The sequence below is a fragment of the Neobacillus notoginsengisoli genome, assembly GCF_003515685.1.
Lineage (GTDB): Bacteria > Bacillota > Bacilli > Bacillales > Cytobacillaceae > Bacillus_D > Bacillus_D notoginsengisoli.
In genome coordinates this window covers 149,774-172,737 of the sequence record NZ_QWEG01000001.1, presented here as the reverse complement: position 1 = coordinate 172,737, position 22,964 = coordinate 149,774, and the positions used below count along the sequence as shown (strand labels likewise).

The following is a 22,964-nucleotide window of genomic DNA, read 5'->3' as shown; positions in this document are numbered from 1 at the left end:
TTCCAGTATGTGGTTTTACCGGCGGGAAGTGTGGCGAAAAAGTGACAGACTCGGATATATGAAAAAAATTATTGATATATCGGGAAAATTTATGCATATATTCAAAAATTCGTGGATAAAATTCAAAATTTAATGGATAAATGGCATTCGATTCGGATTTATTTCCCAAAACACCCGGAAGATGCTAAAAATCCTGCTTGCCTTTCATTAAAATAGATCTTAGCTGCAAATTCCCAAAACCAGCCAACAAAAAAAGCCGCCGCAGCAGCTTTCTTAAAAATTAGTAGATAAAGTGTGCTTTAAAGGCAGCTTTATTTAAAAAACCGCCTGCACTCCCTACCAAGAAACCCGTCTATCATTCCGGCAGTTTTTCATACGCCATTAGCCGAATGACTTCCTCATGCTGCGGGTAGTCCCGAAGCAGTTCCTCTTGGGTGAACAGTTCAAAGTCCTCGAATTCGAAGCCTGGTGAGACCATGCAGCCAACCAGCGCATAAGCATCCTCCTGCAAAACGGACGAACCGAAAATGGTATTCTTGGGAACGAGCAACTGGGGCACTTCCCCGTTTTCGAGATTCAAACCGAGACGAACCTCTTCGTACTCACCGTTTTCATGGATCATATGGACGGACAAGGAATCCCCCGCATGAAAATACCAAAGTTCATCCGACTGGAGCCGATGGAAATGCGAAATATTTCCGGTTGTCATCAGAAAATAGATGCTTGTATAAAGTACTCGCCCCCGGCCTGGAACCTCTTCCCCAGATTTATAAGATTGCTTGTAAAAACCGCCTTCCGGATGTGGTTCAAGTCCGAGCTGATTAATCCAGTATTCTGCACTGTGCTTTGTCATCAATTTAACTCCTTTAACGTGTCATTTTCGAACGATTTTCCCAACCGATTCAAGTGAAGGGGGAAGTTTTTGCAAAAGAATAATCCTATTCGCTTCATTTTTTTGCAAAAGTTTTCCTTAGTGAATACCTTTTCAAGCGCCAAAATAGATTTATTTGTAAACCGAGTTGCAACGCCAGACCTCTATTAGATTTCTATTTTGCCGAGAGAAAAGCCTTCGAACAGCCTTCCGCCATATGGCTCGAGAATCTCATCGACGATCTGGATAAGCGGCTCCTTGGCTTCTTTTCGATAAAAGGCATCCAATGAATCGATAAAACGGCTAGCGAAGCCTTCATCGAATTGCTTTAAGGATCGAGCTACCCATTTCGAGTTTCCGAGCCATTTCCTGTTCGTCCGCAGCACGAATTCGACCGCCAAATCGGCTAGTTTATTCGCAATGAATAGCCCTTCTCCCCTGTCCGGACAGCCGATGAAATCGTCGAGCACATCCGTGATGAAGTACCGTTTAGCGATGATCGTTTCCTCTAACCATTCGTCTGGGCCAGCGTCCATCAGTTCCCTTGCTTCCCTTCTAATCGGCTCGACGGCATCTTTTCCTTTCAAAACAATTCCTTCCGCAACCATCCGCGGCATCGTAGGGATTGCGTCCTCTTTATCCATCTCAAAAAAGTGCCGATAGGAAGTCATGTTATGGACAAAAAGTTCTATCGGCCAACCTTCGTCCAGTACCGATTCCCGGTAAGAGAACGGGATCTCCGGATCAAAAATGACCATATCCAAATCCGAGGTTTCCGTCGCTTCCCCGCGGACCACACTGCCAGCCAATATGGCGGCCTTACAATCCGGGTAATGTTTCGCAATGAATGCCTGTGCCGCTGCGATCGGTTCACGCTTCGCCACCTTGCCACCTCCAGGCTGAATTTCTGCTCATAACACCATAGTATAGAAACCAGCCTGTTCACGGCAATAGAAAATCCAACTTTCAGCAAAAAAGCCCGGCGTCTCGCAGTCGCTCGGGCTTCGTTTCTTTTCATTAATGACTAGCATACGCCTCATCAACATGCTTGACATGCTGGTGGTTTAGCGCGATGAAGATGACCGACAGTAGTACGAATGCGGCGCCTACAAAAAATGGCATACTTGGATTGAACCATTCCGCGAGTTTGCCGGCGAAAAACGGCGCGATTGCCCCTCCGATGAATCGGAGGAAGCTGTAGGCTGCCGATGCGGTAGCCCGTTCAACGGGGGCGGAGTTCATCACTGCTGTTGTAATGAGAGTATTGTTATTCCCAAGCAGCGCGCCGGCGATAATGACGGATGCAATAATGACCCACTGCGTCGATGTCCAAATTCCCATCGCCGCCAGGACAAGAGCGAACAAAGTCAGCATGAGGCACATTGCTTTCACAGTACCAAACCACTTTTGCAAAAATGGCGCTGTAAAAACAGATGTGACTGCAAGCAGAAGGCCCCAGCCAAGGAATACGTATCCTATCCCATGCTCATCAAGCCCCATCACAAATGGCGCGAAGGCAAGCAAGGTGAAAAATCCAAAGTTATACAATGCGGCCCCAATGCCGAAAACAAGAAGGCCGCGGTGTCTTAACGCAAGGAACGGATCCTTAATGGAAGATTTCACTTTCGGAGCATCGGACTCTGCTTTTGCGCCCGGCATGAGGGTGATTAAACCGACGAAGGCAACCACCATTAACACAGCAACGCCGAAAAAAGGCCCCCTCCATGACATGCTTCCGAGCCAGCCGCCAAGCAGTGGGCCGACTGATATGCCGAGTCCGATTGCCGCTTCGTACAAGATAATCGCCTTGGCCGTACCGCTTTTTGAAAGTGATACGATGGCGGCCAACGCTGTCGCGACGAACAGGGCATTGCCAAGCCCCCAGCCGCCGCGCAATGCGACGAGCGTCCATATATTCGTTGAAAGTCCGCCCATTCCGGAAAATGCCGCGATGATGACAATTCCGGCGAGGAGCGTCCATTTGATGCCTAGCCGTGAGGAAATCATGCCTGTAACTAGCATGGCAACAGCCATGACGGCATTATAGCTCGTGAAGAGCAACGTGACCTGGCTTGGCGTCGCGAGAAGCTGACGGCCGATTGCAACAAGAATCGGATCGACGAGGCCGAGGCCCATAAAAGCGATAATACTGGCAAAAAAGACCGCCCATACTGCCTTTGGCTGGTTAAGCAATGAGCCTTTTGTTTGTGTATCCAATCGTGCGTCCTCCTCAGGAACAGGCAGATGCCGGTTGTTTTCGTAAAGGCATATCCATTTCCCCTTATGATTTAAGCTAAGGTTCGCCAATTTGCCAGCCTTCTCCAGAAGTACAACCATCCATTTAAGTAAAAAATAAGCCGTTGGATTGCAGCGTATTCCGGCGTCCTTCCGCAAAAAAGCTTATCCCGTTTAGCTTGAGATAAGCCTGAAAGTTTTATGCAAAAAAACGAAGCCTGGCAGATTTGCCACGCTTCGTTTCTATCTTCTAAATAGGCACCCAGCTTCAAGCCAGACACAATCGTTATTTCGTAAAAATAGCATTCGACAAGAGTCTGAACAGGTAATCCGTATGGTCACGGAATCCGGCTTCAAGCCCAATCAAGGTTACGTCCTTGCCGTCCTCTTTGACAATGACAGGCTGTGACTGGACGGCCGGGCGATTCCTCCAGTGGCCGGCGAGGAAAAAGTCCTGGCTGTTATCGAATGTAGCCGCAACTTCATCATTACCCACAACCGTATACCAGGCAGGGCGGTAAACGAAGCCAATGTCATCCTGGACATAGCCCGCTCCGAGGCCGGTTCCGCTATAATCGACTCTTACAATTCCATTGCTGTTAGAGCCGCCTGAATTGACCGTATTATCTGTCAGGCCGAGCGTCTTCGTTGCACGGGATGCCGCTGCCCCAACCGCAATATATTTGCCTCCGTTATCGAGGAAGCTGTTCAGATTCGCTTTAAATGTTTGCAACTGGCCAGCATTTTGGAAACCGAACTCCTTATTAGCCGCACTCAAATTCGTCGCAATGAGGCTCTCCGTCCCGCTGTAGAAGAACACATCAAATCCGGAAAGTCCTTTGTCAGCAACCTCCACAGGAGTCACCTCGGCAACATCAAATCCAAGGCGCTTCAGTGCAAGCTTCGTTCCCGCATGCGACTGGACCTTGCCCATTCCGCCATCTTTCAGAATGGCTACCTTAAGGTTTTCAACTGATTCGGCACCAGCAGGAATCTTCGCTGTGCCGATCTGCACTCCCGACGCCTTCACCTCGGCAAAAATTTCATTCGCAGCTGCCGCGGCATAGAAATTGCCCTCCGTATCGCGCTTCACCGCCACTCCTTTTGCCAAAAGCTTATTCACAAGCTCGACTGCCTTGACAGAACTGTTCGGAATCAAGAATGGCCCTTTTCCGGACACAGAACCGTTGCTGCCGACATTGTTCACCTTGGAAGCAACAACATCAACTTTCTCATTAACAGGATTGGCTTCAAATCCCCACAGTTCAGGCAGGCTCCAGGCGGAAATATCGTACATCGCCGCGATATCGTTCGATATATCCTCCCCGTCCCAAAGCATTGTATTGGCAAGGCCTGCTTTTGCCTGATCCATTTTGACAATATACGTTCCTTTGTCATACTTCTTGCCGCCTGCTGCAAATGGTTTGGCTGCCTGGACAACTTCGATATCATTTTTGAGCAAATGGCTGACAGCCTTTTCCGTCACAGTCGGGTCTTTTTCATCTACTGGCAAAATATACGCCTGAGGGAAATGGCCTTCCTTATGATTCGGGTGGTCGAAATTAATACCACGCTTGAAAATTTCTATCTGGTCTTTGATCATCGCTTCCTTATTTTCAGTCGCAAACTTTAATGCTCCCATAATGGCATCGTACATCCACTTGACCCCGTCCTCATCATTAGTCGGAGTTTCAAGCGTGTGGCCGTAGGCGCCGTGGTACATCGCATACATTGGCGTAAAGATTGGCGGATAATCATCCCAGCCGTCCGCATCATTACGCTGCGGAATATAGGTCCCCTTCATATTTTTATATAACGTTCCTTCATAGGCGCTCTTATTGCCCATGATTTCCGCTTCCATCGCTTCCGCTTGGGCATAAGCCCATTTCTGGTACAAGTCATACTCATAGTTCGGGTTATGCGGGGGCGTACATGGCTCGATCAACCCCTGCAAATTCGGTGCATAGTTCTTTACATAGCCGTGCGTATCAAGGAACACCATCGGATTCCACTCTTTCAAAAGCGCCACCGTTTCCTGTGTTTCCGGCTGCGACTGGGTAATGAAATCGCGGTTCAAGTCAATCCCCTCGCCGTTGAAGCGGGTCGCATCGACACGGCCATCCGGATTCTGAACAACATTAAAAATCAGGATATTATTTTTCAAAATTTCCTTGGTGGTCGCGTCGCTTTCGGTAGCGAAGCGCTCAATCAACTGCATGATTGCATCCGTTCCGACGAACTCAGTTCCGTGAATCGATCCGTTAATCATCACAGGTACCTTGAAATCAGGGTTTGCCGTGATAAAATCCTGCGCTTTTTGCGGGTTTTTAAACATCTGCTTCCTTAATGACTGGATTTTGCCGAACTTCCCCTGCGCTTGTGGATCGGCAATCGTGACTACATACAGCGGATACCCCTTGGACGAGGTCCCCTTTACCTCCACCTTCATCCGGTTCGACTGCTTATTAATCTCCTCGAGCTTCTGGCCAATTTTTGAGAATTTCATAAAGTCATAGTTTTCGCTGTTGAACATGCTCCCATCCTGTTCCTCATTCACATTCACATTGACCCATTTTACCGGGCCCGCCAAAGCCCCGGACCACGGAACCGACACGAGCAGACTTGCCGCCAGCACGCTTGAAACGATTTTGCTCTTTTTCACTGTTACCCCTCCAGTTTCTGTCATTTACAAGCTTTATTGTATAAATATACACTAGTTAGTATTTTAATTACCTATCGCGATGAATGCAATAGGTTTTTATAACTATTCAGAACATTTTCATTAGGTAAAAAGCACCTTTGTATTCTTAACACTCTTTTTTGCAAAATAAAAGCGCTGACCCGAAACTCGGTACAGCGCAACTATGTATGGACTATTCACTAGTCGTTGATTTCATTCTCAAGCTATAAGGTTTTCCACGTTGATACGCATTTAGGAGTGTCATCAGTCATACCTCACATATGTCCCGGCAATCAGGTCGTGAACGGCGCGCTTGTCCTCACGAATCATCACCATGAACACACTGACAATGATAGAAATTCCCAACGTAATTCCAGCGACAAAATATTTTCCGACCACTTCGCGAAGCAGCATATCCACCAAGTTTACAGGTCTGTCATCCTTAAACTTTCTAATTCTTATTTTAAAAATCCTTTTGCCAATGACGTAGCCGCCCCAAACGACCGGCGTAATCGTCGTATAAATCATCGTCACAATCTGCCACGGGTACGAGCTTGCCCAATCAGCTTGAAAATCCCCTTTCACGAGGTAAACCACAATTCCGATAATGGATGAAACAATAAGCGAATCCAGCACATCTGCTAAAAAACGTGTCCCGAAACCCGCAGGCCTTTTTACCTCCATCTAAACTCCCCCTTCGCTAAATCAAATCTATCACAACATTACCAATATTTTCTATAATTATATTCTCTTTTTTGCAAAAAAATACTTTCTATCCAAGTAAAAAACGATGAATAAAGAACGAGCGTTCGTATATAATTGGAATAGAAAGAAGGTGGTGAGATGAATGGAATGCTTCTCCGTTCAATGGAAGAAAACATGCCCCTTGAAGTGATTTACCTTTCGAAGAAAAATGAACTGACCCAGCGCAAAATGATCATCCGCGCCATTAGGGGTAATGATGTGTACGCCTATTGCCTGCTGCGCAACAAACTGCGGACGTTCAAACTCGAAAACATCCTGTCCGCCCGGCCTGGCAAAACACGCTGCGTGAGTTGATTCATTGTTATAGAATGGAAAAAAACAAACTAAGATTAGTAACGCAGACCAGGGGCCTATTCTATGTTACTAATCTCAGTATGTTTCTTTTTTGCTAGGGGATTATTCATCTCGCTTGGCGTTTTTATAGGTTTCTTGTCCTAAAAGCAGGATTCGAGACAACGACAGGTCATAGTATCGGTTTACTGTCCCGAAAAGCAACGGTTCGGGACAACGACAGGTCAGTTTGCCCCTTATGGTGTGTAGGAACGGCGGAAAATGAAAATCTATTCACACCCTAACCGGCCTGTCCATTTCATAAAGCCGGCGGTACCGTTCACTTTCACTCAGAAGTTCATCATGGGTGCCTTCCAATGTAATTTTGCCGTCATCCATAAACAAAATCCGGTCCATCTTTTCCATTCCGGCGAGGTGGTGGGTCACCCATATGAGGGTTTTGCCTTCGAGTGCATGGAAAATGTCCATGATAAGCTTATTTTCGGTTATCGGATCCAAGCCAATGGTCGGTTCATCCAACATGACGACGGGCGTTTTTTGCAAAAGGATCCTGGCTAGCGCAATCCGCTGCCGTTCCCCGCCAGAAAAGCGCTGTCCCGCCTCTCTCATGCCAGTCCGGTAACCGTCCGGAAGCTGGGTGAGCATCTCATGGAGCCCGACTTTTTTAGCTGCTTCAAACACCTCTTCATCCGTTGCATCTGGATTTCCGAGCCTAATGTTATTCATAACCGATGTGTTGAACAAATAGGCTTTCTGGTTCAAGACACTAATCCAGCGAGAAATCTCCGTTGCCATTTCGCCTGTTCGCCTTCCATTTAAAAGAATCTCCCCTTCAATTGGCAAAAGCTGTCCTTGGATTAGTTTCAAGAGCGTTGATTTGCCGGAACCGCTCGGCCCGAGAATCGCCACCTTTTCGCCCTGCGAAACGGTTAGAGTGAAACGGGATACGACCTCTTCGCCCGTTTCGTACTTAAACGAAACACTATTAAGTTCAATCGAAGCCGACACAGCATCCTGGCTTCTATTCTCTTCCTCGTCCTTCCACTCATACCCGTCCTTGCTTTCCATTTCTTCCAGCCTTTTAATCGAATCACTGTAAATCGTCAAATCGCCTGCTGCACTTGACAGCGGCAAAAACGATTCAAGCAGCGGCAGCATCGCGAGAGTGAATGCCGCAATCAGCGTGGCCGGGATTTTCCCATCATCGGTCAACCCGGTCGCCCAGTAAACGGTCGCGACCACTGTAGCTCCAAGGATGGCTTGCTGCAAAAGATCACGCCAGTCCACAAATGACTGCCTTTGTTTATCCAGCTTTAACAGCTCTCCTTGCTGCTTTTCATGTTTCTGGATAAACTCTTCCTGCCGGCCGCTGAACAGCCAATCGCTCAGGCCAAAAACGGTATCCGTTGCCTGCAAATATAATTTGTTCCGCACTTTCTTCATCTGTTCGTTTTTTGCCCGCATATAGAGGTAGGAAACAACCGGGCCGGCAAAAACAAGCAGGCCGCACAAAAATGCGAGAACGATTGCAAACTGCACGGAAAATGCCCCGGCAAACAGGATAACGACCGTGTAAACAGCCAAGGAAACAATCGCCGGCAGCAATGTCTTTAAATAAAAATCCTGCAAGTGTTCAATATCATCCGCCAGGGCGCCAAGGAAGTCGCCAGTACGGAATTTCGAACGGAGCAAAACCGCTTGTGGCTCAACGATTTTATAAAGGCGCAGCCTCATGGCCGAAACAATTTTCAAGATAAACTGGTGGCCGGTCAGGCGTTCGACATAGCCCAAGACCGCCCTGCCAATCCCGAAGGCGCGCACGCCAACAATCGGGACATGCACCAGTAGAATCGTTTCCGGGCGTGTGGCCGATTTTGAAATAAGGAAGCCTGAAGAAAACATAAGGCTGCCGCCAAAAAGGATTGTCAGCGCGCCGAGCAAAATGGCCATCCAAAACAGCCGGCGGTGCTGAAGGATATAAGGTTTGATCCATTTATCAGTTTTCACTCGCGACCCTCCATCTGTGCCTGGCACAACTCGTAATAAAAGCCTTTCCTAGCGAGCAATTCCTCATGTGTCCCACTTTCGGCAAGCCTGCCGTGGTCAAGGACGAGAATGAAATCCATGTCCTGCATCCAATGCAGGCGGTGCGTTGCCAGGAAAACAACCTTTTCTTCAAATAATTTTAGCATCGTTTGTTTCAATTCATATTCCGTTTCAATATCGAGATGGGCGGTCGGTTCATCGAGCATGATGACCGGCCGGCTGCCGAGGAAGGCGCGCGCCAAGGCGACACGCTGTTCCTGGCCGCCGCTCAGCATCCGACCGCCTTCGCCAATTACTGTATGAAGCCCCTTTGGCAGACTGGCGACAACCTCAGACAAGCCTGCTGAATCGGCGGCTTCCATCACCGCCGCCTCTGTTGCATCGGGCTGGTAGAAACGGATGTTATCCAACAGCGTACCGGAAAACACATAGGGATGCTGCGGAATGTAGGTTAACTGCTTTTGCCAAGTAGGATTGGCAAAGTCCCGGAGCGGCTGTCCGTCAATGGAAATATCACCGGATCTTGCCTGCAAAAAGCCGCTCAATACATCAATCAGTGTTGACTTGCCCGCACCGCTCGCACCGATGATGCCGATTTTCTTCATGCCGGAAACCGAAAAGCTTATCCTCTTATCGCTCTCCGAACCGAACGGCAGCTGCAGGTTTTCCACAGCCAAGGTTGAACCGGCATGCCAAGTGGGTACTCGGTCCTGGGCAGGAACCGACACTTCTTCTTTCAGGATGGCACGGATGTTTTCTCCAGCCTCCTTCCCATCGAGCGTGGCATGGAAGTCGGAGCCCACTTCGCGAATCGGCAAAAAGTATTCAGGTGCTAGAATGAGAACCGTCAACGCTATCTGTAACTCTATATGCCCGTTGATCAGACCAAGACCAAGAAAGACGGCCACAGTCGCAACGGAAAGCATCGTAAAGAATTCAAGCGCGAAGCTTGATAAAAAAGCGAACCGAAGCGTGGACATCGTCGCCTTCCGATATTGTTCGCTGACCTTCTCGATCTTTCCGGCATGGCGGCGGCTTAAGCCGAGGTTTTTAAGGGTTTCCAGCCCGCGGAGCGAATCCACAAAATGATTCGCAAGGACTTGATATGTGCTGTATTGCCGGCTCGCTTTTTCTTTTGCCGCAAGGCCGAGCAGGATCATAAAAGCAATCAGGATTGGCACGGCGAGGATCAGGATAACTGCTGAACGGACATTTTGGAAGAAGACAAATCCACAAACCGCCGCGGGTATGATGAGGGAACTGGACAATTTTGGCAAAAAGAGCTCAAGATAACGCCGGAACTTCGCTACGCCTTCCATGATGAGCGTCACCGTCTGGCCGGAGCCTTCTGCAGCGGCAAACCGCGGGCCAAGGACGAAAAGCTTTCTAACCAAGTCTTCCCTTAAGCGGGCGCTCGTTTTAGCGGCAAACCGGAAGGCAATTTTCCGGTTCAGCATAGCCAGGAAGTGGCGAAGGACGAGTGCGCCGAGGAAAATGGCCAGTTTTCCAGCCGCGGAATGAAACAAATCTCCACCGAAGAGGGAGGAGATTGCATCAGCGAGGAAATAGCCCTGTATGATAATCATGGCTGCCTGGAGGGCGGTCAGCACCGCCAGGACAGCCATGATTGGTTTAAATCCTTTTAGTGTAAACAATGATCGGTCCATCAGTAGGTTAAATGCTCCTTCGCAGAAACTCTTTTTCTGAAAACATAGTAGCTCCAGATAGTATAACCAATGACGAATGGCAAAATGGTCAAGCTGACAATTGTCATGATTTTCAAGGAATACGGACCGCTCGCGGCATTATAGACGGTCAAGTCGAAAGCTTTGTCAATCGAGCTGATCATCACCCTCGGGAAGAGGCCGATGAAGATAGCCGCAATCGTTGAAATTAGGCCAACTCCGGACATCGTAAATGCGAAGCCTTCCTTCTTTTTTGAAATGAAAATATAAGAAAGCCCGTAAGCAAGTACGATTATATTCATCAAGATGAGTTCCGGCACCCGGCGGACAACGAAAATGTCAGTCATTGTCCACGACAGCACTACAAAGACAACAACGGCGCCAAGTACGAACGGGATTAGTTTCTTCGCCATTTCCCTAGCCCGTTTCCTCAGGCTATCTTCCGTTTTCAGAGCGAGGAAGTACAGTCCGTGCAGGAAGCAGAGCAATGTGATCGTCAGGCCGCCCCAGACGGAATAGATGTTGATGACGTCCGAAAAGCCAGCGGTCATATTCATGTCTTTCTGAATGGGCATTCCTCTCAGCATACTTGTGAACAAGATGCCAAGCAGGAACGGCGTAAACAGGCTGCTAATGAAAATCGACCAGTCCCACGTATTCGTCCACTGCGCATTCGGCCCTTTCCTGCGGAATTCGAAAGAGACGCCACGCGCAATCAGGCAGAGCAGGACAAGGAGGAGCGGCAGGTAATAGCCGCTAAACATCGTCGCATACCAGTGCGGGAATGCCGCAAAAATCGCTCCGGCTCCTGTAATCAGCCAGACTTCGTTCGCATCCCAGACAGGCCCAATCGTATTGACGAGGACCGTGCGCTCCAGCTGATCCCGGGCAAGGAACCTTGTTGCCATGCCAACCCCGAAATCAAAGCCTTCCAGGAAAAAGAAGCCGATAAAAAGAATGGAAACTAAAACAAACCAAAATTCACTTAATTCCATATTAGGCACCTACCCCTTCGAATGGATCGGTTGTTACCTGAGAATCCGTACCAGAGGCGAATTCAGGACCCTTTTTAATTTTGCGGATCATCAAGTACACCATCGCACCTGCGAGTATGGTGAAAATCAGCATGTACGCGATGAGCGACGTCAGGATGTATCCCGCGGAAACGTTTGGTGAAACTGAATCGGCGGTTGTCAATAAACCAAAGACCGTCCAAGGCTGGCGGCCAACCTCGGTCGTAATCCAGCCAAACGTATTGGCGAGGAACGGAAAGGAAATCGCCGGCACTAGCAGCTTCAAGAAAAGCTTGCTTTTTTCGAGAGCCTTCTTCTTCCACAAATAAAGTCCGGCAAACGACAAAAGCATCATGAAGACACCAAAGGCAATCATCAAACGGAAGCTCCAGTACGTTGTCTTCACAGGCGGGATATAATTCGTCCCTTCCCCAGTGATGGCATCATATTTTTCAGAGTACTCTTTCTGAAGTGTTTCCATTCCCTTCAAGCTCCCCTCGAACTTCGAATACGCCAGGAAGCTGAGTGCGTAAGGAATATTGATCTCAAATTTATTTTCTCTGTTTTTCGTGTCGATGATGGCAAAAGCGGACCACGGAGCCGGATCCGGCGTATCCTTCCAGATGCCTTCAATGGCAGCCATTTTCATCGGTTGTTTTTCAACAAGGTACTGTGCATTGCTATGGCCAGATAGCGCGGCTCCAAGGCTGCCGACAAGGCCGGCAATGATCGCAAATTTCATCGAAGTTTTATAGAATTGGACATGTTTCTTCTTCAATAGGCCATATGCGCTGATGCCGGCAACAAAAAACGCGCCTGTGCAAAAGGCCCCGAAAATAACGTGGGGAAATTCGACCCAAAGCTTGCCGTTTGTCAGCAGAGCCATAAAGTCATTCATTTCCGCACGGCCATTGTTGATCGTAAAGCCGACCGGCACTTGCATGAACGAATGCGCAGTCAAAATCCAGAAACCAGACAGTAGCGTCCCGAGAGCAACGAGCCAGATGCTCGCAAGATGGAGCCCTTTCGAAATGCGGTTCCAGCCAAAAACCCAGATTCCGATAAAGGTCGATTCCATAAAAAATGCGAGTAGCGCTTCAATGGCAAGCGGCGCGCCAAATACGTCCCCGACAAATCTGGAGTAATCCGACCAGTTCATCCCAAACTGGAACTCCTGGATAATCCCCGTCACTACCCCGACGACAAAGTTGATCAAGAACAAATTGCCCCAAAACTTTGTCATCTTTTTATATATTTCGTTCCCCTTTACGAAGTACAACGTTTGCATGGCCGCGACCATGAAAACAAGTCCAATCGAAAGCGGAACAAAGAAAAAGTGGTAAACCGTCGTTACCGCGAATTGCAATCTAGCAAGGATTAATAAATCCATCATCAGACCCCCATTACTAAACATTTTTATACTACTTCGTGTGCAGCTTGTCATTTTTATTGCTCACCAATTCACAATATCATCTGCTTTGAATCGAGCTCAAAACTGTTGTCCGAACCTGTTTTATAATTATTCTAGGATATTAACTTCACAACCTATATTAACAAATATTTTGGGTTGGTTGGCGGGCAATTGTGTCTTTTCTATGACATCTTTCTAAAGGGTTGTTTTTCCATTGAAAGGTTTAAACCCTTTGGGTTTAACGGTTCTGTAGGAATACTGCTTTGAAGTCGGGTATGATTGGAATCACGCTTTAGGTGTGACAAATGCCATTGACACACACGATCAAGGTATATCTTTTTTGCTATGAACTGAATAGTGAGAGTCGGGTAAATTCTATCATTGTGTGAAAACCTGATAAGGATTCGGAGGACCACAGTTCTGGTACTTTCCATTGGGCAGCCTTTGAATTGTGTCTGAATTTTGACAGACTCGGATATATGGAAAAATTTATTGATATCACATAAAAATTTATGGATATATTCAAAAATTCTCCGATAAAGCAGGTAATTTTTTTGATATATCTCCCCCGCCTCATCCTTTTGCAAAAACCTCCCTCCGCGCAGCTCCTTCAGAGCGATATCATGCCTTAAGACGCCATTCAAATCCTTTTTAACCACCCGTAAATTCGAAATAAGTTAAGTTCTTTCCCTTTCCGGGTAAACTAAAGGATGGTGTTCAAATGAAAGGCGGGAGTTGTTCTTATGACCGAAATAAAACATGGCCAAAATGAGTTTTATATTGAGGAAAACGGCAAAGTGATTGGCAGGATTCAATATGTCCCAAGCGGCACAACGGATGACGGAAAAGAAATCATTACCGTCACCCACACCCTCGTGGACGAAGACCAAAACGGCCGGGGCCTAGGGAAAAAGCTCGTTTATAAAATCGGCGATTTCGCCAGGGATGAGAATAAGCAAATCATTCCCGCCTGCTCTTTTGCCAAAAAGGTGCTGGAGCGGAAGGAAGAATACCGGGATTTGCTCACGGAATAACAAAATGCGCAAGCGCCTTCGCGACAGGCAAAAACCGCCTGTCCCTGCGAGGATTATTCCTGGGAGCTTTCCTTAGTGATCAGCCCCGATATAGGAAGACTTGGTTTTGCCCTAGCAAAACCTTAGTCGCCCTTAATGCGAGCGGAGCGTAGCCAAGCTTAAGACGAGCCGTCCAGAAGGCGGTCTTTGCCTTCTTGACGGATTGGCTTAAGACCTCGAGGGGCTAGGCGCTCCTCGATAAAGCTAACGCTTTTCCTTCGTGCGATGCATATGCTCCCGAAGCTTTCCTTTGTGGAGCTGGATTAATAAAATTTATTTCGAGTTACCCACAAGGTAGTATTTTATAGATTCCTACAATATCAAAAAAGGATAGGCCAGCTGATCTCCTTCAGCCTGTCCTATCCTTTTATTTGACTCCCAAACTCTCTTTTACAAAATAAAACTTACCCAATCAATTCCGCCTGGCTCAGTTCTTCGAGCGCTTCTTCCTCGTCGCGTTTGTGATGGGCGAGCCTGGAGGAGGCGGTGGCGACGATGGCGGCAACGATGTCATCGAGAAAAGTGTGGACGCCGTTGCCTCTTTTCGTATCAAGATCTTTGATGATGCCTATTTTGTTTTTGTCAAGATGGCCGAAGGTGGTGACGGCGATGCTGCCGTAGCCGAGCGCTGCCCCGAACGCGATCGTTTCGTCCACGCCGAAAAGCCCTTCGTCGTTTTCAACGATGGATTGCAATGGCTCGGACAGTTTGTTCTGCTCAGCGAGTGTATCGAGCTCGACGCCGACAAGGATTGCGTGCTGAATTTCCCTCTTCAGCAAAACCTTTTCAACGCTGTCAATGCATTCAGCAATGGTGAGCCCTTCATGATAAGGCACCTGCATTTCGTAAACAATAGCGGCAATCGCTTCTATAAAAACACCGCGCTCAATGAGTGCATTTTTTGCGGCGGCTGTGACAACTGAACTGTGTACTCTGGTCAATTTCATTCCCCTTCCATGTTTCCCCACTTATATTAACACTACCATAATGCTCATAACCTTTGAAATTATGAATACTTTCTGAACTGCTTTTCGGCTAACGTTATGGTAAAATGCACTTGAAATCTTACTAGCCGGAGGAAAAACTATGGAATTCGCGCGCGGAACGGTCAATGAAGTATTTTTTGATAGCAAGGAGTTAGGCGAATCAGTTCAGCTGCTGATCCATCTGCCAGCAACGTTTTCGCCTCTTTACAAATACTCGCTCCTGATCACCCAAGATGGAGACGATTATTTCAGGCTTGGCCGGATTGGAACTCTTGCCGATGAACTTTTGGCAAAAAAAGAAATTGAAAACGTCATTATTGTTGGCATTCCGTATAAAGATGCCCAGCACCGCCGCAGTACCTACCATCCGAAAGGTGAAAAGCATTCGGCCTATATCCGTTTTCTTGCCCATGAGCTGGTGCCGTATTTGGACCGGGAGTACCCTACCTACCAAATGGGTGCAACCCGCGCGCTTGCCGGAGATTCGCTGGCCGGGACTGTCTCGCTGCTGACGGCACTTTCCTATCCGCATACGTTCGGTAAGGTGCTGATCCAGTCGCCGTACGTCAACGAGGCTGTACAACAGGCAGTGGAAAAATACAAAGAGAACCTTCCGATTGAGATTTATCATTCTGTTGGCAAAAATGAACACGCCGCCGAGCTCGTAAACGGTAAGACAGCTGACTTCCTTACGCCTAACAGGGAGCTAGCAGGCGTGCTTTCCGCCAAACCATTTCGCTACACATATCATGAATTTGATGGAGACCACACTTGGACCCATTGGCAGCCAGACCTTAGAGCCGCTTTAAAAGCCCTATTTTAATCCCGTCACCCAGACTTTTTATCTATTTTTACAAAATATTCAGCCAAAATTATATTTCTTTATTCAAATTTGTTATAATATTTTGAAGGACAAATACCATAGCTGTACGTAACGTACAGACAAAATGGATTCTTGGAGGTAGGTCGTATGAGATTTGGTGTTGCACTTTTTCCATCTAAACAGCTTCAGGACTGGGTTAATTCGTATCGAAAACGCTATGATCCCCACTATTCACTGATTGCGCCGCATCTTACGCTCGTAAATGCGTTTGAGGCGACAGAAGAAGAGGCAGAAACGATCGCAAGTCAGCTGCGAGAAGCAGTCAAGAATCACGAACCGTTTATGTTAAAAACATCCAAGATCAGCTCCTTTCATCCAGTAAATAACGTCATTTATTTAAAAGTTGACCCGCAAGAGGCGATTACCGCCCTGCATAAGGACCTTAACGATTTACTTGAAAGTCCGGGAATGCAATACAAATTCGTTCCCCACATCACTGTCGGCCAGAAGCTTTCCGATGACGAGCATTGGGATGTGTACGGCGCACTGAAAATGCAAGGAATTGACCATGAAGAAGAAATCGACCGTGTCCATCTCCTCTATCAGCTTGAAAACGGGCAGTGGACAGTGTATGAAACATTCCGCCTTGGAAAGGAAGCAGAGTTATAGATGAAAGTCGTTTTAGTGAGCAGCGAGAAGGAAAAGCAGGACGCTTTTTCGGTCAGAAAAACAGTGTTTGTCGATGAACAACAAGTGCCCGAAGAAGAAGAAATCGACCAGTATGAAGGGGATTGCGCCCATTTCGTCCTATATAACGGGACAGAACCTAAAGGAGCCGGCCGTTTCCGTCTAGTTGACGGGTACGGGAAAGTCGAACGGATCTGCGTTTTGCAAGAAGTCCGCGGAACAGGCGCCGGAAAAGCGATCATGCGTAAAATTGAGGAATACGCGAAGGAACAGGAAATTCAAAAGCTGAAGCTGAATGCCCAGGTACAGGCAATCCCGTTCTATGAAGGCCTCGGGTACGAGATCGTCTCCGAAGAATTCCTCGATGCAGGGATTCCGCATAAGACCATGGTAAAAAAATTATAGTGAAATCAGCTCCTGCCGAATTGGCGGGAGTTTTTATTTTGCTCATCCCCTGCGAAAATCAGGCCATTCGAAACTTCCGGGAGCGACGTTTGTCTGTTATGATAGAAATTGTGTAATTTTACGAGACTTGGAGAATCTGTCAATGAAATCTGCAATCTATCAAAACGGGACTGTCCACTTGGAGCTACTTGGCAGGGACCGATTTCAAAAAATATACATGGCTGGCAGGAATGGCGAACTTTCTTGTCCCTCTTGCCTTGAGCCCGTCCGTCTTTATTTGGGGATTGAAAAAGACCCGCATTTCTTCCATTTATACCATCCGGAGAAGATTTGCCTAGAGGCGTCGGAGACTATAAAGGAAACCCGACAAATTGAAGGCTTTCGCGTCCCAAGCGCGAAACCGGTTGGAGAAGGCTTCCTCGGAGCGCAGCCGCTCGCCATTGGGGCAGCTACGGCAACTGCCTCCCTCCCTATTCTCGACAACCCGCATGACTATGTGAAACTGCTAGAGGCGGAAGGATTTAAGCTCGACGGAAACCAGGCCGCGGCGGTAACTGAAACCGAAGGTCCGATCCTTGTTCTTGCAGGAGCCGGCAGCGGCAAAACGCGGGTCCTGACTGCGAGGACAGCTTATATGCTTGACGTCCGCGGCATTAAACCATCAGAAATCATGCTCGTCACCTTTACAACGAAGGCCGCGCAGGAAATGAAATCACGCCTGCTCCGCTATCCGAATATGAAAAGCGGGCTGCTTTCAAAACTTGTCTCCGGAACATTCCACAGTATCTTCTACCGGATTTTGATGCATGCCGACGGAGCAAAGTGGAATAACAACCGGCTTTTGAAAAAGGAATGGCAACGTGAAAAGATTGTCAAAGAGGCGGGCCGGGAGCTTGGATTGTCGGAAAAAGAATTTCCTTATGACCTTGCCCTTCAGCAAATCGGCTTTTGGAAAAACTCCCTTCTCGCCCCTGCCAAAATCAAACCCGATTCAGAATGGGAAGAAACCGTTCTTATGTTGTATGAGCGGTATGAACGGTACAAGCAGGACCAGGGACTGTTCGATTTTGACGACATGCTCACCGGCTGCTATGAATTGTTTCAAACCGCGCCGGAACTTCTGGCCATGTATCAAGAACGCTTCCGGTATTTCCTAATTGATGAATTCCAGGACATTAACAAAGTGCAATACGAATTGATTAAAATGCTGTCAGCAAAAACGAAAAACGTGTGTGTCGTTGGCGATGATGACCAGACGATCTATTCGTTCAGAGGAAGCTCTCCTGAGTTTTTGCTGAATTTCGAGCATGACTTTCCTGGTGCGCGGCTCATTCTGCTCAGCCAAAATTATCGGTCGTCCAACGAAATTGTCGCCGCTGCGAACCGAATTATTTCCTATAATAAGAAAAGGCGCCGCAAGGAAATGGCAGCGAACATAAGCGAAGGCCTGCCGCCAGTTGCGTTCTTCCCTTATGATGAAGAGGAAGAGGCAACAATGATTGTGACGGACATCCAGGAGAAAATTGCTGGCGGTGCCGACCCTTCCGACTTTGCCATCTTGTACCGGACACATGCCGGGTCGCGTGCTGTGTTTGAAAGGCTTGCCTCCTCCAACTTGCCGTTTCGGATTGAACAAGATGCCGAGTCTTTTTATGAGCGAAGAACAGTCCGAACGGTGCTCGGATTTCTGAAGCTGGCAATCAATGAAGATGACATCGACGCGGTTGCCGCTATTCTTCCTGCGCTGTTTTTGAAACAGGATGTCCTTTCCGACATCAAGGCTTCAACCATTCTCGACGACTGCAGTGCTTTGGAAGCGCTCGGAAAAGTAAAAACCGCCCATGCCTTTCAAATGAAAAAGTTAAAAACGGCCGTTACAGCCATCAAATCGATGCGCCATCTTGCACCGTACGCGGCAATTGAAAGAATCGAAAAGGAACTCGGCTTCCTTGATTATTTAAAGAAACGCGGCAGTGAAGGCAACAAGCTAGAAAAAGGCTCAGATGATGTGAAGGATTTGAAAGTCGCGGCCAAGAATTTTGACAGCAGCCAAACACTCCTTGAGCATGCCTCCCACATGGCGGCGATGAACAGGGAGATCAAGAACCTCAGCAAGCATTTTACGAGCTCAATCACCCTTAGCACCATTCATCGCGCGAAGGGGCTTGAGTATAAAACGGTTTATATTCTAGGTGCTGTCGACGGCAGCCTTCCGCATGACTATGCGCTTGAAAGCCTCCGGAACGGGGACACGGCTCCCCTTGAAGAGGAACGCAGGCTGTTTTATGTCGCCATTACACGGGCGATGGAGAGATTGTATATTTCCGTCCCATCAATGCGTCGCAACCGGGCAGCCAATCCAACGAGGTTCCTGACGCCGGTGCGGAAGGATTAAAGCGATAAAGCTACGGCTTTTCAGCACATTCATAATTGGAATAATCGGAAAAGGGTCTCGTTGCATTTTTGGCAGCGGGCCCTTTTTTGCAAAAATGACCTATAGGAGTTCCCTCACATTGTTTTTCCAAATCATATGGGCATATCCTTCGTCCCAATAATCCTCCAACACATATGCGGGTTCTCCGAACTTCTTCTCCCATATGGTCTGGGCGGTCTTATAGCCGCTGTCGAGACAGAACTCTTCTATGCCTTGCCCCTTCAGGACTTGGCCTATTTTTTTCAAAAGGAATGACCCAACTCCTTTTCGTTGGTAATCCGGATGGACAAATACAGTCCCTACCTGAACCAGGCCGCTGTATGCACCATTTGTGCACTTAACAATCAAGCTGCTTGCAGCGCCGAATTCAATCGAACCAATCATTTTGCCACCAGCTTGGGCAATCAGGAAGTAGCGCCGCTCTCCACAGCTTTCGAAGTCAGCTTTCAAATAGTTTTTCTTCGTTTCGACTTCCTCTGCCAGGTCGTCCACTTTCTCCGCAATTCCTTCTTTTGCAAATGTATCGGAGATCACGATTCTGAAGAATTCATTTAACTCTTCCGTGTCTCTGAGTGCCGGCCTTCTTATTTCAACATCCATACTCACAAACCTTCCTTTCGCACGTTATTGAATTTATACTAACATTTTTGTCTATCCTATAAGTGAGGTGAAAAAGATGGAGCAAACATACAATGCTGCTGATCTTCCAGAGGATTTGCTAAAGGAAATCAAAGTTTTCGAGGAAGTACTGAGCAGCCAGGCCGATAAGGATCTCGTGCTCATCGCGTATGAACGGGACCGGGAGACCAAATAGAGGGCAAATTCTTTTGCAAAAATAACAAGTCCGGCCAATCAATATGCGGCCGGACTTTTGTTACTTTTTGTTCATCATATTCGAAATGGTGTTAAAATCGAGTGATTTGCCATCCTTGATGATGGACTCGACAATTTTATCTTCCAATTCCTTGTTGACCGGTTTTTGGGCAATCTGGGATACGCGTTTGATGACGTTCCTGACTGTGCGTTCATCTTTAAAATTAGCGTTTTGCAATGACGCGGCGAGTTCGAAAACATCTTTCATATTCACGCCGGTCTTTTTTTCGAGATTTTTGAAAAATCCGTTATCCATGTCGTTGTCACGCTCCTTCATAGGCTACTTTTATAGTATGAAGGAGGCTGGATTATGTGAAAGGAAAGTGATAGTAATCCAAAAGAGGAAACTACGGGGGCATGTATCGAGCGATTAATTGAAGGATTCGAGGAATCCTGGGCGTATTTGGACTCTCACCGTCCCAAAAAACCTTTAAGAGTCCGAATTCATACCTTATTCGGACTCTCAACGTCCCAAAAGCCCTCTAGGAGTCCGAATTCAGGGCGGAGTATTCCTTGTAAGCGTCTAGGGGTTTCCAACCATAGAAAAACCCGGCATCGCGTCGTGCCGGGCTTTACTCCTCTATCTTAGTAGAAGCTTGCGCCTACAATAATCAAAAGGATGAACAATACGACGATCAATACGAATGTTGAGCCGTAGCCGTAGCCGCCACCGTAGCCATAACCGCCGTAACCGCAGCCGCCGAATCCTCCGAAGCACATAGATAGTCACCTCACTTTTCTACTTACACTATTACAATATGTGAGGTGCAGACAAAGTGTATAGGCCTCATCCCAGCAGGCAAAACTTCCGCCCCTGTTTTTATCCCTTTGGTTTGAAGAGGAGCGCACCGATAAATCCAAAGATGATTGCAGCCGAAATCCCTGAGCTGGTGACCTCGAACATGCCGGTCAACACACCGACGAGGCCATGCTGTTCGGCTTCCTGGAGAGCGCCGTGGACAAGCGAATTCCCGAAACTAGTAATCGGGACAGTCGCGCCTGCCCCCGCAAAGTCCATAAACGGTTCATAGAGTCCAAACCCATCAAGAACTGCCCCAATGACAACGAGCAGGCTGAGTGTGTGGCCGGGAGTCAATTTTCCAAAATCCATGAGCAGCTGGCCCGCTACGCAAACCAGACCGCCAATGACAAACGCCCAGAAAAACATTGCCAGCATGACATCACCTCCCGTCCATCTCAATTGAAACCGCGTGTGCAATACATGGGATGCTATCCCCTTGCTGAAAAGTCAAAGGTGACAACAGCGCGCCAGTGGCAACTGCAAGAATCCGTTTATACGTCCCTTTTTTCATTTCATTCAGCAAATGTCCGTAAACAACAATTGCTGAGCATCCGGCACCGCTCGCCCCTGCCTGGACTGGCTGGTCATCCTTATAAAGCATCATCCCGCAATCCCGGAACTTATTCTGCTCAATATTCAATCCTTTATTGGTCAGCAACTCATAGGCGGTACTGCTGCCGATTTTCGCAAGGTCCCCCGTCACGATTAAATCATAGTACGATGGGTCACGGCCTGTATCGGCAAAATGGGCGGAAATCGTGTCCGCTGCCGCTGGCGCCATTGCCCCGCCCATATTAAACGGATCCGTCAGGCCCATGTCGATCACCTTTCCAATTGTGGCCGACGTGACAACCGGTTGCTTTCCCTGGCCTTTATTTTTTTGCAAAAGCGCCATCCCGGCGCCGGTCGCAGTCCATTGTGCCGTTGGGGGTTTCTGGCCGCCGTATTCTGTTGGGTATCGGAACTGCTTTTCAACAGCGGCGTTATGACTTGAAGCACCGGTTAAAATATACTCCGCTCCCTCATAATTCAGGATGAAGGCAGCCAGGGCAAGCCCTTCCATGGACGTCGAGCACGCGCCGAACAGCCCAAAATATGGAATACCCGCTTTTCTTGCGGCAAAGCTAGTCGGCGTAATTTGATTAATCAAGTCTCCCGCCATGAAAAATTGCACTTCATTTCCGCTAATCCCAGCCTTTTTTAGGGCCGTTTCAATCGCTTTATCAATCAGGAGGCGGTGCGCCTTTTCGTACGTTTGCTCCTCCATCCATAAATCATCATGAAGAATGTCAAAGTCGGAAGAAAGATGTCCGGCACTTTCGAAAGGCCCGCCCGTTATCCCGGTTGCCAGGATTTCAGGCCGATTCTCAAATATCCAAGTCCTGCTGCCCTTTAGCATCAAATAACCCCCCACATAACGAGCAATGTTTTGATCAGGGCAACGACAAACGCTGAAAACACTCCGAATAGGATGACCGAGCCGGCAAGCTTAAACATGTTACCGCCAACCCCCAGTACAAACCCTTCTGTTCTGTGCTCAATTGCCGCGGAAATGACGGCATTGCCAAATCCCGTAACAGGGACCGCGCTTCCCGCGCCGGCATATTGCCCGAGATGGTCATATAGGCCGAAACCGGTCAGCAGCATCGAAATGAATACGAGTGTCGCAACGGTCGGGTTCCCGGCTGTTTGTTCCGTAAAATTAAAAAAGTGAATATAAAAATAGCTGAGCGCCTGTCCAATCAGGCAGATGGTTCCGCCAACCCAAAATGCCTTCAGGCAGTTTTTAACAACAGGCCGCTGAATTTCATGCTTTTTCTGCAGCTGTTCGTACTTTTCCTGCTCGGCCGTTTTTTGCTTTGTCCCGCCCATTATCCAAGCCTC

Annotated in this window: 23 protein-coding genes; 7 read left to right on the top strand and 16 right to left on the bottom strand. The window is 47.9% G+C overall.

Features of this window, described 5'->3' with window-relative positions; genetic code table 11:
- Positions 1-355: 355 nt before the first annotated feature.
- The 5 genes from D1B31_RS00870 to D1B31_RS00850 form a co-directional block, all read right to left on the bottom strand.
- Positions 356-853, bottom strand: coding sequence for a cupin domain-containing protein (locus D1B31_RS00870; RefSeq protein ID WP_118918870.1), 498 nt, complete (start codon positions 851-853; stop codon positions 356-358).
- 185 nt (positions 854-1,038) lie between these two features.
- Positions 1,039-1,755 (bottom strand): nucleotidyltransferase domain-containing protein, encoded by a 717-nt coding sequence (locus D1B31_RS00865; protein WP_118918869.1) that lies wholly within the window; start codon positions 1,753-1,755, stop codon positions 1,039-1,041.
- A 133-nt stretch (positions 1,756-1,888) separates the two neighbouring features.
- Positions 1,889-3,088, bottom strand: a complete 1,200-nt coding sequence (locus D1B31_RS00860) for an MFS transporter (RefSeq protein WP_240035098.1) — start codon at positions 3,086-3,088, stop codon at positions 1,889-1,891.
- 304 nt (positions 3,089-3,392) lie between these two features.
- Positions 3,393-5,768 (bottom strand): M14 family zinc carboxypeptidase, encoded by a 2,376-nt coding sequence (locus tag D1B31_RS00855; protein ID WP_118918868.1) that lies wholly within the window; start codon positions 5,766-5,768, stop codon positions 3,393-3,395.
- 282 nt (positions 5,769-6,050) lie between these two features.
- The gene (locus D1B31_RS00850; RefSeq protein ID WP_118918867.1) at positions 6,051-6,470 is read right to left on the bottom strand and encodes an RDD family protein; all 420 of its coding nucleotides are present in this window, start codon (positions 6,468-6,470) and stop codon (positions 6,051-6,053) included.
- A 159-nt stretch (positions 6,471-6,629) separates the two neighbouring features.
- Here D1B31_RS00850 and D1B31_RS00845 point away from each other — a divergent pair, with 159 nt between their 5' ends.
- Positions 6,630-6,845 (top strand): WYL domain-containing protein, encoded by a 216-nt coding sequence (locus D1B31_RS00845; protein WP_118918866.1) that lies wholly within the window; start codon positions 6,630-6,632, stop codon positions 6,843-6,845.
- Positions 6,846-7,115: 270 nt separating this feature from the next.
- On the opposite strand, the gene cydC is transcribed toward D1B31_RS00845, so the two are convergent.
- Genes cydC through D1B31_RS00825 form a run of 4 tightly spaced genes read right to left on the bottom strand, consistent with a single transcriptional unit; the run spans position 7,116 to position 12,976 of the window.
- Entirely contained in the window at positions 7,116-8,849 is a 1,734-nt protein-coding gene (gene cydC, locus D1B31_RS00840) for a thiol reductant ABC exporter subunit CydC (protein WP_118918865.1), read from the bottom strand.
- On the bottom strand, positions 8,846-10,555 hold the full coding sequence (gene cydD / locus D1B31_RS00835; protein WP_118918864.1) for a thiol reductant ABC exporter subunit CydD: 1,710 nt from the start codon (positions 10,553-10,555) through the stop codon (positions 8,846-8,848). Before cydD ends, cydC begins: the two co-directional genes overlap by 4 nt.
- Positions 10,555-11,568 carry a cytochrome d ubiquinol oxidase subunit II gene (cydB, locus tag D1B31_RS00830; protein ID WP_118918863.1) on the bottom strand — a complete coding sequence of 338 codons (1,014 nt, stop codon included), beginning with the start codon at positions 11,566-11,568 and terminating at the stop codon, positions 10,555-10,557. Before cydB ends, cydD begins: the two co-directional genes overlap by 1 nt.
- A 1-nt stretch (position 11,569) precedes the next feature.
- On the bottom strand, positions 11,570-12,976 hold the full coding sequence (locus D1B31_RS00825; RefSeq protein WP_118918862.1) for a cytochrome ubiquinol oxidase subunit I: 1,407 nt from the start codon (positions 12,974-12,976) through the stop codon (positions 11,570-11,572).
- Between the two features lie 764 nt (positions 12,977-13,740).
- Here D1B31_RS00825 and D1B31_RS00815 point away from each other — a divergent pair.
- Positions 13,741-14,031, top strand: a complete 291-nt coding sequence (locus D1B31_RS00815) for a GNAT family N-acetyltransferase (RefSeq protein WP_118918860.1) — start codon at positions 13,741-13,743, stop codon at positions 14,029-14,031.
- 443 nt (positions 14,032-14,474) lie between these two features.
- Here D1B31_RS00815 and D1B31_RS00810 read toward each other — a convergent pair whose 3' ends face one another.
- Positions 14,475-15,011 carry a phosphatidylglycerophosphatase A family protein gene (locus D1B31_RS00810; protein ID WP_420846049.1) on the bottom strand — a complete coding sequence of 179 codons (537 nt, stop codon included), beginning with the start codon at positions 15,009-15,011 and terminating at the stop codon, positions 14,475-14,477.
- A gap of 145 nt (positions 15,012-15,156) precedes the next feature.
- Between D1B31_RS00810 and D1B31_RS00805 the strand changes: the two genes are divergently transcribed.
- From D1B31_RS00805 to D1B31_RS00790, 4 genes are all read left to right on the top strand, one after another.
- Positions 15,157-15,879 carry an alpha/beta hydrolase gene (locus D1B31_RS00805; protein ID WP_118918858.1) on the top strand — a complete coding sequence of 241 codons (723 nt, stop codon included), beginning with the start codon at positions 15,157-15,159 and terminating at the stop codon, positions 15,877-15,879.
- Positions 15,880-16,026: 147 nt separating this feature from the next.
- The gene (locus D1B31_RS00800; protein ID WP_118918857.1) at positions 16,027-16,548 is read left to right on the top strand and encodes a 2'-5' RNA ligase family protein; all 522 of its coding nucleotides are present in this window, start codon (positions 16,027-16,029) and stop codon (positions 16,546-16,548) included.
- Positions 16,549-16,971: a GNAT family N-acetyltransferase gene (locus D1B31_RS00795; protein WP_118918856.1), complete on the top strand. Its 423-nt coding sequence runs from the start codon at positions 16,549-16,551 to the stop codon at positions 16,969-16,971. It begins immediately after the preceding gene.
- Positions 16,972-17,113: 142 nt separating this feature from the next.
- Positions 17,114-19,366, top strand: a complete 2,253-nt coding sequence (locus D1B31_RS00790) for a UvrD-helicase domain-containing protein (protein WP_118918855.1) — start codon at positions 17,114-17,116, stop codon at positions 19,364-19,366.
- A 99-nt stretch (positions 19,367-19,465) separates the two neighbouring features.
- Here the strand turns inward: D1B31_RS00790 and D1B31_RS00785 are convergent, their stop codons facing one another.
- Positions 19,466-20,005 carry a GNAT family N-acetyltransferase gene (locus tag D1B31_RS00785; RefSeq protein WP_118918854.1) on the bottom strand — a complete coding sequence of 180 codons (540 nt, stop codon included), beginning with the start codon at positions 20,003-20,005 and terminating at the stop codon, positions 19,466-19,468.
- Between the two features lie 76 nt (positions 20,006-20,081).
- On the opposite strand from D1B31_RS00785, the gene D1B31_RS23945 reads away from it, so the two are divergent.
- Positions 20,082-20,219 carry a hypothetical protein gene (locus tag D1B31_RS23945; RefSeq protein WP_158587386.1) on the top strand — a complete coding sequence of 46 codons (138 nt, stop codon included), beginning with the start codon at positions 20,082-20,084 and terminating at the stop codon, positions 20,217-20,219.
- A gap of 60 nt (positions 20,220-20,279) precedes the next feature.
- Here the strand turns inward: D1B31_RS23945 and spoVIF are convergent, their stop codons facing one another.
- From spoVIF to spoVAC, 5 genes are all read right to left on the bottom strand, one after another.
- Positions 20,280-20,534, bottom strand: coding sequence for a sporulation-specific transcription regulator SpoVIF (spoVIF, locus tag D1B31_RS00780; protein WP_118918853.1), 255 nt, complete (start codon positions 20,532-20,534; stop codon positions 20,280-20,282).
- A gap of 329 nt (positions 20,535-20,863) precedes the next feature.
- A complete protein-coding gene (locus tag D1B31_RS00775) occupies positions 20,864-20,998 on the bottom strand; it encodes a YjcZ family sporulation protein (protein WP_118918852.1) in 135 nt (44 codons plus the stop codon).
- Positions 20,999-21,098: 100 nt separating this feature from the next.
- Entirely contained in the window at positions 21,099-21,455 is a 357-nt protein-coding gene (gene spoVAE, locus D1B31_RS00770) for a stage V sporulation protein AE (protein WP_118918851.1), read from the bottom strand.
- A gap of 4 nt (positions 21,456-21,459) precedes the next feature.
- The gene (gene spoVAD, locus D1B31_RS00765) at positions 21,460-22,479 is read right to left on the bottom strand and encodes a stage V sporulation protein AD (RefSeq protein ID WP_118918850.1); all 1,020 of its coding nucleotides are present in this window, start codon (positions 22,477-22,479) and stop codon (positions 21,460-21,462) included.
- Entirely contained in the window at positions 22,479-22,952 is a 474-nt protein-coding gene (gene spoVAC / locus D1B31_RS00760; RefSeq protein ID WP_118918849.1) for a stage V sporulation protein AC, read from the bottom strand. The genes spoVAD and spoVAC overlap by 1 nt, the downstream gene beginning before the upstream one ends.
- Between the last annotated feature and the right edge of the window lie 12 nt (positions 22,953-22,964).